Below are 12,319 nucleotides of genomic sequence, written 5' to 3'. Positions count from 1 at the left end.
GCGATGACGATGCTGCTTTCGCTGATGCTGGCTGCAACCCCGATGCCAGGCCCGGTTCCGGGCGATGCACCGCCCATGCCGCAGGATTTGACCGCCGTCCCGGTCATCGACGGCTGGCTGGGGCGGAAGGTGTCGCCGCGCTGGTCGGACGATGTCGCGAAACTCTATCGTCGTGGCGAATGCAGTGGTGCGGTCAATCATGAAGGATCGCGGCTGCTGGAAATCGACATGCTGTTCCTGCTGTCGGGCGAAGGCAAGCCGCTCAAGATCGCGCCGGTCAATGCGCGTTGCCCCGAGGTCGAAAAATATGTGAGCGGCCGCATCCTCGGCACATTGCGCGGTTCCTTCCCCAAGACCGGGGCGGCGGAGCCCCGCTGGATGCGCTCTCAGGTCCGCTTCCTCTGGTCCGACGCGCCGTGACGCTCAGCGACGATCAACTGGACCGCTACGCCCGGCACATCATCCTGAAGGAAATTGGCGGCGCGGGACAGGCCCGGCTGCTGTCGGCAGACGTAGCGGTGATCGGGGCGGGCGGCATCGGCAGCCCGGCGATCCTCTACCTTGCCGCCGCCGGAGTCGGCACGATCCGGGTAATCGACGATGACGCGGTCGCCCTGTCCAACCTGCAGCGGCAGATTTTGTTCGGCGCCGCCGATATCGGCGCGCCCAAGGCGGAGGCCGCGATGGCGGCCGTCGCGCGGCTCAACCCCGACGTGAAGCTGATCCCGATCAACGCGCGGATCGACGCGGACAATGCCGCGATCATGCTGCGGGACGCGGACGTGATTCTGGACGGCTGCGATAATTTCGACACCCGGCTGGCGGTGGCGGACAGCGCACAGCGCCTGCGCATCCCGCTGGTATCCACGGCGGTCGGCCCGTTCGAGGGGCAGATCGCCACCTATCGCGGCTGGGAAGCGGACAAGCCCTGCTATCGCTGCCTGGTCGGCGCGCCGCAGGATGCGCCGGAACGCAATTGCGCCGAAACCGGCGTCATCGGCGCGCTGACCGGCGCGATGGGCAGCCTGGCCGCGCTGGAGGTGATACGCGCGCTGGTGCCGTTCGGCGCGGAGATGGCCGGGCGGCTGCTGATCGCCGACCTGCTTTCGATGCGCTTCCGCACGCTGGATGTGCCCAAAGACCCCGCCTGTACGGCATGCGCTGTGGCTCTATGCGCGCCCTGAACATCCTGGTCGCGACGGCCGATGCGGAGCGGCTGCGCGGCGCGCTGGTGCTGGCGGCGGCGCAGGCCGCCCTGGGCGGCGCGGCCACCCTCTTCCTGCAACTGGATGCGGTGGCGCTGCTGCGCGCGCCGATCGCCGCGCCCCGCGATGCGGCCCATCGCGCCGCCGGCCTGCCCGATCTGGCCGCGCTGCTGAATGAAGCGCTGGGGTTGGACGTGACGCTGATCGCCTGCCAGAGCGGCCTTGCCCTGTGCGGCATGACGGCGACGGACCTTCCCGAAGGCGTCGAAACGGGCGGACCGGTCGGCTTCCTGCAAGCGACAGACGATCAGGCCCGGCTACTCTTCGCCTGATCCTATCGCAGGATCGGCAGGTAGCGCCACCGCTCCTGCGACCGGTCATGCGCTTCGGGAGCGATCGACAGGCCCGGCGTCGCCAGCGCGTCCGCACGCGGCGGGGTGGCGAGATGGGCAACACCCCAGGCCGCTCCGAGACAGAAGCAGGCGATCAAACCATAGCGAACCGTCTTCATGCGCCCTGCCCTCCTTTCCGCCCGCCGATGCTATCGGCGATGCGGGCCGGGGGCAAGGCGCAGGCCGTTTTTCAGAAATCCCGATAGCGTTCGTTGCCGACGAAGCCGAGCTTGGTCACGCCCGACCGGCGGATGTCGGCCAGCACTTCATCCACTATGACGTAGCGCGCCGCGGCATCCGGTTGGAATTGCAGTTCCGGCTCCACCGGCAACGCCAGCGACCGCGCCAGATAGCGGCGCAGCGTCAGCCGATCGATCGCCGCCCCATTCCAGCGGATCATGCCGGCGGCGTCGATCGTCACCTTGTTCTTGACCGGGTCGGGCGTGAACTGGGCCGGCTGAACCGGCGCCTGCGGCAGGTCGATGCCCACGCTGTGGGTCTGCATCGGAATGGTGATGATGAACATGATGAGCAGGACCAGCATGACGTCGATCAGCGGCGTCGTGTTCATCTCGCCCATCGGTGCGTCTGCGGACTCCGGGCGTGCACGGTGCAAGGCCATAAACCCTCCTGTTGAAATATGTTATAACAACACATGAAACATGCGCTTCGCGACGGGCGTTGGCAAGAGCGCTCTCGCGATGCAGCGTTCCGCGAGCCGCCGGCGGCGCCAGTCCGCCTCCGAACCCTTCTATTGACAGTGCGGGCCGCCCATTTAAGGGGAAGGCGCGGCAATTGGGGCCGCGCAACCCGCCCATTTCACAGAAAGCCATGTCCGTGTCCGCCATGCTCAAGATTACCCTGCCCGATGGTTCCGTGCGTGAAGTCGCGCCCGGCACTACCCCGGCGGACATTGCAGCGGCGATCGGGCCGGGCCTGGCCAAGGCCGCCATCGCCGCGCGCGTCGACGGCGAACTGCGCGATATCGGCCGCCCGCTGGAACAGGATTCCCACCTCGCCCTGGTGACGAGCAAGGATGAGGCCGACGCGCTGGAGCTGGCCCGGCACGATTTCGCCCATGTGCTGGCCGAAGCGGTGCAGGCGTTGTTCCCCGGCACCCAGATCACTTTCGGCCCGTCGACCGACGATGGCTTCTATTATGACTTCGCGCCCAGGGACCGGCCCTTCACCGAGGAAGACCTGCCGGGAATCGAGGCGGAGATGCGCAAGATCATCGCCGCCAACAAGCCGCTGGTGCGCGAAGTGATGGACCGCGACGCGCTGATCGCCGCCTGGCGCGCGGCCGGCGAGACGTTCAAGGCCGAATGGGCCGCCGAACTGCCCGAGGGCGAGGAACTGACGGTCTATCGCTCCGGCGACTGGTACGACATGTGCCGCGGCCCGCATCTGGCCTCGACCGGCCGGCTCGATCCCGCCGCGTTCAAGCTGACGCGCGTATCGGGCGCCTATTGGCGCGGCGACCAGAAGAATGCGATGCTCAGCCGCATCTATGGCACCGGCTGGCTCAACAAAAAGCAGTTGGCCGAGCATCTGACGCGCCTTGAAGAGGCGGGTAAGCGCGACCATCGCAAACTCGGCGCGGAAATGGACCTGTTCCACCTCCAGCAGGAAGCGCATGGCAGCGTCTTCTGGCACCCCAAGGGCTATCTGATCTGGCGCGCGCTGGAAGCCTATATGCGTCGCGCCATCGACGCAGCGGGCTATCGCGAGGTGAAGACGCCCCAGGTGATGGACGCACGCCAGTGGGAAACGTCCGGTCACTGGGGCAAATATCGCGAGAATATGTTCGTCATCCCCGACGAAGTGCCCAATGTGGACGATGAAGGCCCGCTGGTGTCGGACGATGCCGACTGGATGGCGCTCAAGCCCATGAACTGCCCCGCGCATGTCCTGATCTTCCGTCAGGGGATCAAAAGCTATCGCGACCTCCCCTTACGCTTCTATGAAAATGGCTGCTGCCACCGCAACGAGCCGCATGGCGCGCTGCATGGCCTGATGCGCGTGCGCCAGTTCACGCAGGATGACGCCCATATCTTCTGCCGCGAAGACCAGATCGTCGAGGAAGTCCGCGCCTTTTGCGCGCTGGCCGACCGCATCTACAAGGATTTCGGCTTCACCTACTCGATCAAGCTGGCGCTGCGCCCGGAAAAGCGCTTCGGCACCGAGGAGATGTGGGACATGGCGGAGAATGAGCTGCGCAACGCAGTCGCCGCCGCCGGCCTCAACACGCCCGAATATGGCTGGGAAGAATTGCCGGGCGAAGGCGCCTTCTATGCGCCCAAGCTGGAATGGCATCTGACCGACGCGATCGGCCGCACCTGGCAGGTCGGCACCATCCAGTCGGACCGCGTGTTGCCCGAACGACTCGACGCCAGCTATATTGGCGAAGATGGCGAGCGGCACCGGCCGGTCATGCTCCATCGCGCCATTTTCGGCAGCTATGAACGCTTCATCGGCATCCTGATCGAACATTATGCGGGCCGCTTCCCGCTCTGGCTGGCGCCGGTGCAGGCCGTGGTCGCGACCATCGTGTCCGATGCGGACGATTATGCGAAGGCAGCGGTCGAGAAGCTGCGCGCGGCGGGAATCCGCGCCGAAATCGACGTGCGGAACGAGAAGATCAATTACAAGGTCCGCGAACACAGCCTTGCCAAGGTGCCGAACCTGCTGGTCGTCGGACGGCGCGAGGCGGACGAGGGGACGGTCGCGCTGCGCGAACTGGGCAAGGAGGGGCAAAGCGTCCTTTCGCTCGACGATGTCATTTCGCGCCTTGCAAATGAGAGCCTTGCACCCGATATGCGGTGAGGCAGCAATGCCACAAGGGTTCGTGATTCCGTTACGGCGGGGACACGGACCCCTTTCGGCTTTGCCAAAAAGCCGCTAAGAGCCATTCGTTTTTGAAACGACCATAGGAGATACTGCTATACGTCCCCCGATGATGCGCCGCCCGCTGGCGCCGCCGCCGAAGTCCGGCCCCCGGTATAACGAGTTCATCACCGTGCCCAAGGTGCGCGTGATCGACGACGAAGGCGAAAATCTGGGCGTGATGTTTACGCAGGAAGCCATCGAGCAGGCGGCCGATGTCGGCCTCGACCTGGTCGAAGTCTCCCCCAATGCCGACCCGCCGGTCTGCAAATTTCTGGACATCGGCAAGTTCAAGTACGAAGCCCAGAAAAAGGCGAATATCGCCCGCAAGACCCAGAAGACGCAGGAACTCAAAGAGATCAAGATGCGTCCGAACATCGACGATCATGACTATGATACGAAGATGAAGAAGGTGCATGATTTCATCGGTGACGGCGACAAGGTGAAGATCACCCTGCGCTTCCGCGGCCGCGAACTCAGCCACCAGCAGCTCGGCATGGCCCTGCTGCAGCGCGTGGCCGAAAATGTCCAGGAAGTCGCGAAGGTCGAAGCCTATCCGCGCATGGAAGGCCGCCAGATGCTGATGGTGCTGTCGCCGAAATAAGCGACGTCAAGAGCGTTAAAATGGGCGGCGCCGCAAGGGGCCGCCCTTTTTGTTGCCCCGGCAATTACATGCTGCCGGCGGAACGCGCTGGAATATTTTATTCCACTATGTCCAAGACTTGCACAATGAAAATGGACCCTTAAGAATTTGCACATGGCCGAAACCGTGGGGGTTCTTGCCATTTCAATGGGGGTTATCCATGAACTTGGGATTGAAGGCGTTTTGCCTTTCGACTTCGCTTGCCTGTCTTCCGTTTCCGATGAACGCCGTGGCTCATGCCCAGACTGTACCCGTCATCAGCCAGACCCCCCTCAGCGACGTCGATTGCGATGGAAATGGCGGCTATGCCCCTGCTATTTGCAGGACGACCGGCACGCGGAACGTGACATTTCTGTCGGAAGAGGTGGGCAATGGCCTGTCACGTATATATCAGGTCAACTTCGACGGCACGCTGGCAGTTGATGGCATAGTGACCGGCCCGTTCGGAGGCATGGATCCGTCAAATTTCTATTCGGCCGCGACGGTCGATCTGACGACCCAATATATCGGCAGAAAGTCTCGCTCGCTGACGCCGATTAACGATCCGAACGCCATAGGCTATTTCAATCGCTACTCCGACTATCAAACGACAGTGCGCAATATCGGCGTCGATATCCAGGGTGCTTCCGGCTACGATGAAACCACGGGCCAGGACTATAGCTATAATCTGAAATCGATCGACCCCACCGCCATCGTCAACGGTGACCGCACCGCACTGACAGGCAATTATCGGACGACCTCGGACGCAGGCGCGATCGTGTTCGGGACATTGTCCGGCGATGCGGTCTTGGTCAGCGCCCCTTCACTCTCCCCCCTGCCCATTCCGGACTCCGCCGTCTTCTCGCCTTTTTCGCTACAATATCAGGTCGCTGCACAGGAAACGACGCGGCTTGACGAAACCGGACTGGTTACACCCAAGGTGAGCGTAACCCAGGGGATAGAGATGAACGGCAGCGGCATTCACGATCTGGCCGATGGCGTCGCGGCCGGAGACGCGGTCAATAAGGGGCAACTGGACAGCGAAGCGGCTGCCCGCATTGCCGCCGATTCCACTCTTGCGGGCCGGATCGATGAAGAAAAAGCGGCACGGATCGACGCCGACATCGCATTGGCAAGCAGCATTGCCAACGAAGCCGGTACGCGCGCCGCAGCCGATAGCGTGCTGGCCAATTCCATCTCCGCCGAAGCGGCGACACGCCAGGCGGCCGATGTCACCCTGTCCGGCCAGATCATCGACGAAGCGCAGCAGCGTGCGCAAAATGACCTTCAGATTCATCAAAGGATCGACAATGAAACGTCGGCGCGAGAAGCATTGGCTAGCGCTTTGACTGGCGAAACCAACGCCCGCATGACGGCGGACCTCCAGCTTTCGTCCCGGATCGACGCGCTCGGCGATCGACTGGATCAGATCGACGGTCGGCTCGATCGGATGGAAGATCGCGTATCCAGCGGCACCGCGGTCGCGGTCGCAATGGGTGGTGCGACCTTCCTGCCGGATATGAAGTTCAACCTGACGGCCAACGTGGCGACCTATGGCGGGGCTCATGCGGGCGCGATGCAGGTCGGGGCTCTCGTGACCCCGCATGTCGCGCTGAACGCCGGCGTGGCAACCGGCTTCAACCGGGGCGGCAAGACGGCCGCCCGCGCCGGCTTTACCATCGGCTGGTGACAGGATGCAGAGGGTTGGCCCATGGCCAGCCCTCTCGCCCGGCCTTCAGGCCGACGGCGTCTCGCGATAGAGGGTCGGAAACATCGCCTTGAACGCGGCCAGCTTCGGCACGTCCCAGCGCATTATATAGGGATGGCGCGGGTTCTTCCGCATGAAATCCTGATGGTCCCGCGCGGCGTTCTGGAAGCCGGTGAAGCGCTCCACCCTGGTCACGATCGGATCGCGCCACAGCCCTGCCTTGCCGATCTGCGCCAGATAGGCGGTCGCCGCCTTGGCCTGCCCGTCGTTCAGCGGGAACAGCGCGCTGCGATATTGGGTGCCATGATCGGGCTGCTGATAATTCAGCGTGGTGGGATCGGCCACCACTGAGAAGAAGACGCGCAGCAAGGTGCCGTAGCTGACCTGCGCGGGATCGTAGGTGACGCGCACGGCCTCGGCATAGCCGGTGTCGCCGCCGCTCACCATGTCATAGTCGACACGGCGGTCGCGCGGTCCGCCGGCAAAGCCGGAGACGACGAGGTGGACACCTTTGACGTGGGAGAAGACCCCCTCGACGCCCCAATAGCAGCCGCCGGCGAACACGGCCGTCTCCAGCTTGCGCGTGGGCGCGGCGTCGATGGTCGGAACGGGGGCGAGGACGGCGCGCTCGGCGCGCAAAGGCGTGGCGACGACAAGCGCCGCCAGAGCAATCAGGGCGAGGCTGTCAGAGCGCCGCACTGTTGGTCGAGGTCGCCGCAATCGCGGGCGATCCGAATACCGGAGCCTCCTCCGGCTGGAGCATGAACATGCCCACCGCGCCGATCGCGAACCCGCCCAGGAAGCGCAGGAACAGATCGGATTTCAGGAATGCCACCATGGCCAACGCCTTTCTAAAATATGGTTCAGGCCGTCTCGACCTGTCGACTACCTCCATGCGCCTTGCCCCTGACTGAACGGCCGGCCGCGCGGGAGCGGGTTTCGACCAGTGCCAGGGACAGAACGACGAAAGGCGGCAGTCCTTAAATCAGTTTCTCTATGCAACGGGCATATAAGCCATGCCGCGTCAATCGCAAGACGGCGCGGTGCGAAAAGGACCGTTTCCATTTTGTGATATTTCTCGGCGCGGCGATGCCGCGCGGAACCGCACCAGCCTTCAAGCGAGGCACGTGCCTCTCTTGAAGGCTGGTGCGGCTTTCTCGTTAACGAAGCGCGGCGCACGCCTCCTGAATCCGCGTGCAGGCCTTTTTGAGCACGTCGTCCGACGTCGCATAGCTGATGCGGAAGGCCGGCGAGAGGCCGAAGGCCGCGCCATGAACGGCGGCGACCTTCGCTTCGTCCAGGAAATAGCCGATCAGCGTCTCGTCGCTGTCGATCGTCACCCCCTTGGGCGTCACCTTGCCGATCACGCCGCTGGCGTCGGGATAGACGTAGAAGGCGCCTTCGGGCGTCGGGCAATCCAGCCCCGGCGCGTCGTTCAGCATGGCGACGACCATGTCGCGGCGCTTGCGGAACACGCCGTTACGCTCTTCCAGGAAGTCCTGCGGGCCGGTCAGCGCGGCGACGGCGGCGGCCTGGCTGATCGAGCAGGGATTGCTGGTCGACTGCGACTGGAGCTTGCTCATCGCCTTGATGATCCATTCGGGACCACCGGCGAAACCGATGCGCCAGCCGGTCATGGAGAAGGCCTTGGAGCAGCCATTGACCGTCAAGGTGCGGTCGTACAGCTCCGGGCAGACCTGCGCGATGGTGGCGAAGGGAGTCGACGCGTACCAGACATGCTCATACATATCGTCGGTCATCACCAGCACATGCGGGTGACGCAGCAGCACGTCGGCCAGCGCCTTCAGTTCGTCGGCCGAATAGGCCGCGCCCGACGGATTGGACGGCGAATTGAGCATCACCCATTTGGTGCGCGGCGTGATCGCAGCGTCCAGCTGGGCGGCGGTGATCTTGTAGCCCTGGCTCGCCGGGCCTTCGATGAACACCGGGGTGCCGCCCGCGAAATTCACGATGTCGGGATAGCTGACCCAATAGGGCGCCGGGATGATGACCTCATCGCCCGCATCGACGGTCGCGACCAGCGCGTTGAACAATGTGTGCTTGCCGCCCGAATTGACGCTGATCTGGCTGCGCTTGTAGGTCAGGCCATTGTCGCGCTTGAACTTGAAGGCGACGGCTTCCTTGACATCGGCAGTGCCGTCCACGTCGGTGTAGCGGGTCAGGTTGTTGCGGATCGCCGCAATGCCCGCTTCCTTGACGAAATCGGGGGTGTCGAAGTCCGGCTCGCCGGCCGACAGGCCAATAACGTCCACGCCTTCGGCTTTGAGCGCGTTCACGCGGGCGCTCATGGCGAGCGTGGCGGACGGCTGGATGCGACCCAAGGCGGCAGAAGTCTGGCTCATGGCAACAATCTTTCCTCAGAGCGATTTCAAACTAGGCGAAACAGCCTGTTGACTCGGAAATCGCGTCAAAAAAATATAGAATCCCCAACGTCCGCAATAAAAGCGGACGCGGCGTCCCTTAATGTGCAACGGAGAAAGGGGCAACCGGCCAGATGCCGCTTATTGGCTTTACGGCACAATAGCGCGGCTATCGCGCCATATTCGGCGTTACCCAGTCACCGCGACCATGTCGCGGCGGCCATGCCGCGCGCCGCATTGCCGATGAAGAAGCCGCGCTCCAGGTCGTAGGGGCGCAGGTCGCCTTCCACCGCCTCCCCCATGTCGATCAGGCTCTGGCGCAAGATGCCGGGCAGGATGCCGCGCGCCAGAGGCGGCGTCACCAGCTTGTCGCCCCGTTCGACGAAGATGGAGGAGAAGCAGCCTTCGGTCAGATAGCCCTGCGCATCGATCAGCAGCACTTCATAGGTGCCGCCACGTTTCAGCGCGTCCTTGTAGAGGCTGCGATCGCTGGTCTTGTGCAGCAGGCGCAGGTCATCCGCGGGCGCATGGCGCGGCACGGCCGCGACCTTCATGATCGGGTCGGGCCAGCCCAGATGACCGCGCACCTCGATCGCGATCGCCCCGCCGCGCGACACCATCAGCCGCACCCGGCTGCGGTCGCGCAGGCGGAAGGTCGCAGCCTGCAATTCGTTGCGCACATCATGGCGATCGAAATGGAAGCCGAGCGCGTCGGCGCTCGCCTTGATCCGCTCAAGATGCAGTTCCAGCAACCTGATGCCTTCGAGCGGGTCGAAGGCCATGGTTTCGATGAGGTCGAACCGTCCGTCAGCCAATGCCATTGAAACTTTTCAAGCCCCACCGCGCCAAAAGTCAACCACCCTTAAGGGATCAGGCCCAGGGTCAAGGGAGCGACAGGAAGCGCCCCTTGGCCAGGCACTCCGCCCATTCGGATGCGCAATCCGAATCCGCGACGATACCGGACCCCAGGCCGAGCCGCCCCGTCCCTGCGCCTTCTTCGACGGAAATGGTGCGGATGGCAACATTGAAGGCGGCGTCGCCTTCCGGGTCGATCCAGCCCATCGTGCCGGTATAGACGCCGCGCGCATGGGGTTCGACCGCATCGATGATCTCCATCGCCCGCACCTTGGGCGCGCCGGTGATGGAGCCGCAGGGGAACAACACGCGCAACACGTCCACCGGCGACAGGCCGGGCAGGATGCGCGCACGCACCGTCGACACCAGTTGATGCACGGTAGGATAGGTTTCGACCTTGAACAGGTCGGGCACGATCACGCTGCCCGCGCGCGACACCCGCGACAGGTCGTTGCGCAGCAGGTCCACAATCATCAGATTTTCGGCGCGTTGCTTGGCGTCGCTTTCCAGCCAGCGGGCCTGCGCCGCATCTGCATCCGGGTCGGCGGCGCGGGTGGCGGTGCCCTTCATCGGTCGCGCGGTCAACTGGCCGCGGACCTGGGTGAAGAAGAGTTCGGGCGAGAAGGACAGGATCGATCGATCGCCGGTGCGGATCACCCCGCCATAGCCCGCCGCGGCGCGCGGCCGGACCGCGGCATAGAGGGCGAGCGGGTCGCCCGCGACATCGACATCGCAGGGGAAGGTCAGATTGACCTGATAGATGTCGCCGGCGCGGATATAATCCTGCACTCGGCCAAAGGCGACGCCATAGGCGGCCTCGTCCACCAAGGGGCGCAGCGGGCCGACGGTCGCGCCCGCCGGGTCGGGCAGCAGGTCGGGCAGCGTGCCGGGCGGGATCAGCCGCACCCCTTCGAACAGGCCGAACCACAGCAGGGGTGCAGCGCCTGCGTCCTGCCGGTGCGCGATCGGCGCCAGCCGCTCCTCCAGCGCCAGTCCCGCCTCATAGGCCATATAGCCCGCGACATGCAGACCGCTCTCCTGCGCTTCGGCGATGCGGTCGAGCGCAGGCTGCACATCGGCCATGCGGCGGGCGACGACGACCTCCACCGGGTCGCGGTAGAGGCGCGCGGGCGCCACGCTGCGCGCGCGCGCGTCGTCGAACAGACAATAGGCTTCGTTGGGACCGGGCAGACGCATGGGCGCTTCTTAACAGGCTTTACAATCGGCGAAAGGCGGTAAGCCACAGACGCGCCATTGCGCCCGGCATTCAAAGCCCCTAGCTGCCGGGACGTGACCGATCCCGCACCCTCGTCCGATCGCCCGACCGGCGCCGCCATCGGCCATGGGCTGCGGGGACGATGCCCGGCCTGCGGCGAGGGGCGCATGTTCGCCCGCTTCCTCAAGACCGCGCCCAATTGCCCGTCCTGCGGCCTGGCGCTCGACGCGCATCAGGCGGACGACTTCCCCGCCTATATCGTCATCTTGCTGTTGGGCCATATATTGGTGCCCCTGATGATCGAGGTGAACAGCGCCCTCGCCATCCCGCTGGGCTGGCAGGCGCTGATCTGGCCCAGCCTCGCCGTGCTGCTGGCCGTGGCGATGATCCAGCCGGTCAAGGGCGCGGTGATCGCGGTGCAATGGAGCCGGCGCATGGCGGGATTTCGCTAGGACCGATCGACATTCAGTCCCTTGACTGCTGACTAACGCACTGCGTGTTCCCGCGCAGGCGGGAACACGCAACGCTTAAATGGCACTTGAAATCACTCCGGCTGGCGCAGGAAGTTCAGCTCCATCGCCTCGCGCAGCGTGTCGTCGATCGCGCGGCGGCCTTCGGCGCCATGGGTGACGACCGTGGTGTCGCAGGTGGCGACGCACACGCCCTTCTGGAAGCCGGCCGAACTGATCGTCCAGCTGGTGCGGCCGATATGGCCGATCGCGCAATGCACCTCGAACGGATAAGGGAAATGCGATTCCTCGACGAAGTTCAGGTTCACGTTCGCGACCAGCCAGCGCACGCCCTGCTCCTGCGGATGGCGGCCCATATGATGGTGGAAACGGATGCGCGCGGTTTCGAAAATGCCGGAGATCGCCACATTGTTGATATGGCCCATGGTGTCGAGATCCTGGAACCGCGTGTCGATGCTGGTGACGAAGCGATAAGCCTCCGGGTTCAGACGCCAGGATTCGGGTTTGGCCATGTCCTGCTATTTCCCTGATTATGAGCGTGCCGTAGCGACTTCCGATCGGACGCCGGAAATCGCGTCAATCCA

General features: G+C 64.3%; 15 protein-coding genes. 7 read left to right on the top strand and 8 right to left on the bottom strand.

Annotation, left to right across the window (positions count from 1 at the left end; translation table 11 throughout):
• Positions 1-3: 3 nt before the first annotated feature.
• The 3 genes from K9B33_RS10615 to K9B33_RS10605 are packed head-to-tail and all read left to right on the top strand — an operon-like array spanning position 4 to position 1,537.
• A complete protein-coding gene (locus K9B33_RS10615) occupies positions 4-420 on the top strand; it encodes a hypothetical protein (protein WP_224548630.1) in 417 nt (138 codons plus the stop codon).
• Positions 417-1,184 (top strand): HesA/MoeB/ThiF family protein, encoded by a 768-nt coding sequence (locus K9B33_RS10610; RefSeq protein ID WP_224548628.1) that lies wholly within the window; start codon positions 417-419, stop codon positions 1,182-1,184. The genes K9B33_RS10615 and K9B33_RS10610 overlap by 4 nt, the downstream gene beginning before the upstream one ends.
• Positions 1,172-1,537, top strand: a complete 366-nt coding sequence (locus K9B33_RS10605) for a DsrE family protein (protein WP_224548626.1) — start codon at positions 1,172-1,174, stop codon at positions 1,535-1,537. The genes K9B33_RS10610 and K9B33_RS10605 overlap by 13 nt, the downstream gene beginning before the upstream one ends.
• Before the next feature lie 2 nt (positions 1,538-1,539).
• On the opposite strand, the gene K9B33_RS10600 is transcribed toward K9B33_RS10605, so the two are convergent.
• Together K9B33_RS10600 and K9B33_RS10595 are read right to left on the bottom strand one after the other, a co-directional pair.
• The gene (locus K9B33_RS10600) at positions 1,540-1,716 is read right to left on the bottom strand and encodes a hypothetical protein (protein WP_224548624.1); all 177 of its coding nucleotides are present in this window, start codon (positions 1,714-1,716) and stop codon (positions 1,540-1,542) included.
• 71 nt (positions 1,717-1,787) lie between these two features.
• On the bottom strand, positions 1,788-2,219 hold the full coding sequence (locus tag K9B33_RS10595; RefSeq protein WP_224548622.1) for an ExbD/TolR family protein: 432 nt from the start codon (positions 2,217-2,219) through the stop codon (positions 1,788-1,790).
• Positions 2,220-2,443: 224 nt separating this feature from the next.
• On the opposite strand from K9B33_RS10595, the gene thrS reads away from it, so the two are divergent.
• From thrS to K9B33_RS10580, 3 genes are all read left to right on the top strand, one after another.
• On the top strand, positions 2,444-4,423 hold the full coding sequence (thrS, locus tag K9B33_RS10590; RefSeq protein ID WP_224548780.1) for a threonine--tRNA ligase: 1,980 nt from the start codon (positions 2,444-2,446) through the stop codon (positions 4,421-4,423).
• 130 nt (positions 4,424-4,553) lie between these two features.
• Positions 4,554-5,087: a translation initiation factor IF-3 gene (gene infC / locus K9B33_RS10585; RefSeq protein ID WP_066600201.1), complete on the top strand. Its 534-nt coding sequence runs from the start codon at positions 4,554-4,556 to the stop codon at positions 5,085-5,087.
• A gap of 49 nt (positions 5,088-5,136) precedes the next feature.
• Positions 5,137-6,795: a YadA-like family protein gene (locus K9B33_RS10580; protein WP_224548620.1), complete on the top strand. Its 1,659-nt coding sequence runs from the start codon at positions 5,137-5,139 to the stop codon at positions 6,793-6,795.
• A 45-nt stretch (positions 6,796-6,840) separates the two neighbouring features.
• On the opposite strand, the gene msrA is transcribed toward K9B33_RS10580, so the two are convergent.
• The 5 genes from msrA to pabB all read right to left on the bottom strand — a co-directional run bounded on the left by msrA (position 6,841) and on the right by pabB (position 11,246).
• Complete coding sequence (gene msrA / locus K9B33_RS10575; RefSeq protein ID WP_224548618.1) at positions 6,841-7,512, bottom strand: peptide-methionine (S)-S-oxide reductase MsrA; 672 nt, start codon at positions 7,510-7,512, stop codon at positions 6,841-6,843.
• Positions 7,499-7,651 carry a hypothetical protein gene (locus tag K9B33_RS10570; RefSeq protein WP_224548616.1) on the bottom strand — a complete coding sequence of 51 codons (153 nt, stop codon included), beginning with the start codon at positions 7,649-7,651 and terminating at the stop codon, positions 7,499-7,501. The genes msrA and K9B33_RS10570 overlap by 14 nt, the downstream gene beginning before the upstream one ends.
• A 322-nt stretch (positions 7,652-7,973) precedes the next feature.
• Positions 7,974-9,176 (bottom strand): pyridoxal phosphate-dependent aminotransferase, encoded by a 1,203-nt coding sequence (locus K9B33_RS10565; protein WP_224548615.1) that lies wholly within the window; start codon positions 9,174-9,176, stop codon positions 7,974-7,976.
• A 215-nt stretch (positions 9,177-9,391) separates the two neighbouring features.
• Positions 9,392-10,015, bottom strand: a complete 624-nt coding sequence (locus K9B33_RS10560; RefSeq protein ID WP_224548614.1) for an aminotransferase class IV — start codon at positions 10,013-10,015, stop codon at positions 9,392-9,394.
• Between the two features lie 61 nt (positions 10,016-10,076).
• Positions 10,077-11,246, bottom strand: a complete 1,170-nt coding sequence (gene pabB, locus K9B33_RS10555) for an aminodeoxychorismate synthase component I (protein WP_224548613.1) — start codon at positions 11,244-11,246, stop codon at positions 10,077-10,079.
• Between the two features lie 93 nt (positions 11,247-11,339).
• Between pabB and K9B33_RS10550 the strand changes: the two genes are divergently transcribed.
• Positions 11,340-11,717 carry a DUF983 domain-containing protein gene (locus tag K9B33_RS10550; RefSeq protein WP_224548612.1) on the top strand — a complete coding sequence of 126 codons (378 nt, stop codon included), beginning with the start codon at positions 11,340-11,342 and terminating at the stop codon, positions 11,715-11,717.
• Positions 11,718-11,809: 92 nt separating this feature from the next.
• On the opposite strand, the gene K9B33_RS10545 is transcribed toward K9B33_RS10550, so the two are convergent.
• Positions 11,810-12,247, bottom strand: coding sequence for an acyl-CoA thioesterase (locus K9B33_RS10545; protein ID WP_224548611.1), 438 nt, complete (start codon positions 12,245-12,247; stop codon positions 11,810-11,812).
• Positions 12,248-12,319: the final 72 nt, after the last annotated feature.

The organism is Sphingobium sp. 3R8, assembly GCF_020166615.1.
Lineage (GTDB): Bacteria > Pseudomonadota > Alphaproteobacteria > Sphingomonadales > Sphingomonadaceae > Sphingobium > Sphingobium bisphenolicum.
Note: the sequence above shows the minus strand (reverse complement) of the source record. Positions and strands in the feature narration are given on the sequence as shown.

Bases quoted from the DNA above. Each gene is read 5' to 3' on its own strand.
- K9B33_RS10545 (WP_224548611.1), bottom strand. From the start codon at position 12,247: ATGGCCAAACCCGAATCCTGGCGTCTGAACCCGGAGGCTTATCGCTTC.
- K9B33_RS10595 (WP_224548622.1), bottom strand. From the start codon at position 2,219: ATGGCCTTGCACCGTGCACGCCCGGAGTCCGCAGACGCACCGATGGGC.
- thrS (WP_224548780.1), top strand. From the start codon at position 2,444: ATGCTCAAGATTACCCTGCCCGATGGTTCCGTGCGTGAAGTCGCGCCC.
- K9B33_RS10605 (WP_224548626.1), top strand. From the start codon at position 1,172: ATGCGCGCCCTGAACATCCTGGTCGCGACGGCCGATGCGGAGCGGCTG.
- K9B33_RS10570 (WP_224548616.1), bottom strand. From the start codon at position 7,651: ATGGTGGCATTCCTGAAATCCGATCTGTTCCTGCGCTTCCTGGGCGGG.
- infC (WP_066600201.1), top strand. From the start codon at position 4,554: ATGATGCGCCGCCCGCTGGCGCCGCCGCCGAAGTCCGGCCCCCGGTAT.
- K9B33_RS10565 (WP_224548615.1), bottom strand. From the start codon at position 9,176: ATGAGCCAGACTTCTGCCGCCTTGGGTCGCATCCAGCCGTCCGCCACG.
- pabB (WP_224548613.1), bottom strand. From the start codon at position 11,246: ATGCGTCTGCCCGGTCCCAACGAAGCCTATTGTCTGTTCGACGACGCG.
- K9B33_RS10615 (WP_224548630.1), top strand. From the start codon at position 4: ATGACGATGCTGCTTTCGCTGATGCTGGCTGCAACCCCGATGCCAGGC.
- K9B33_RS10560 (WP_224548614.1), bottom strand. From the start codon at position 10,015: ATGGCATTGGCTGACGGACGGTTCGACCTCATCGAAACCATGGCCTTC.
- K9B33_RS10600 (WP_224548624.1), bottom strand. From the start codon at position 1,716: ATGAAGACGGTTCGCTATGGTTTGATCGCCTGCTTCTGTCTCGGAGCG.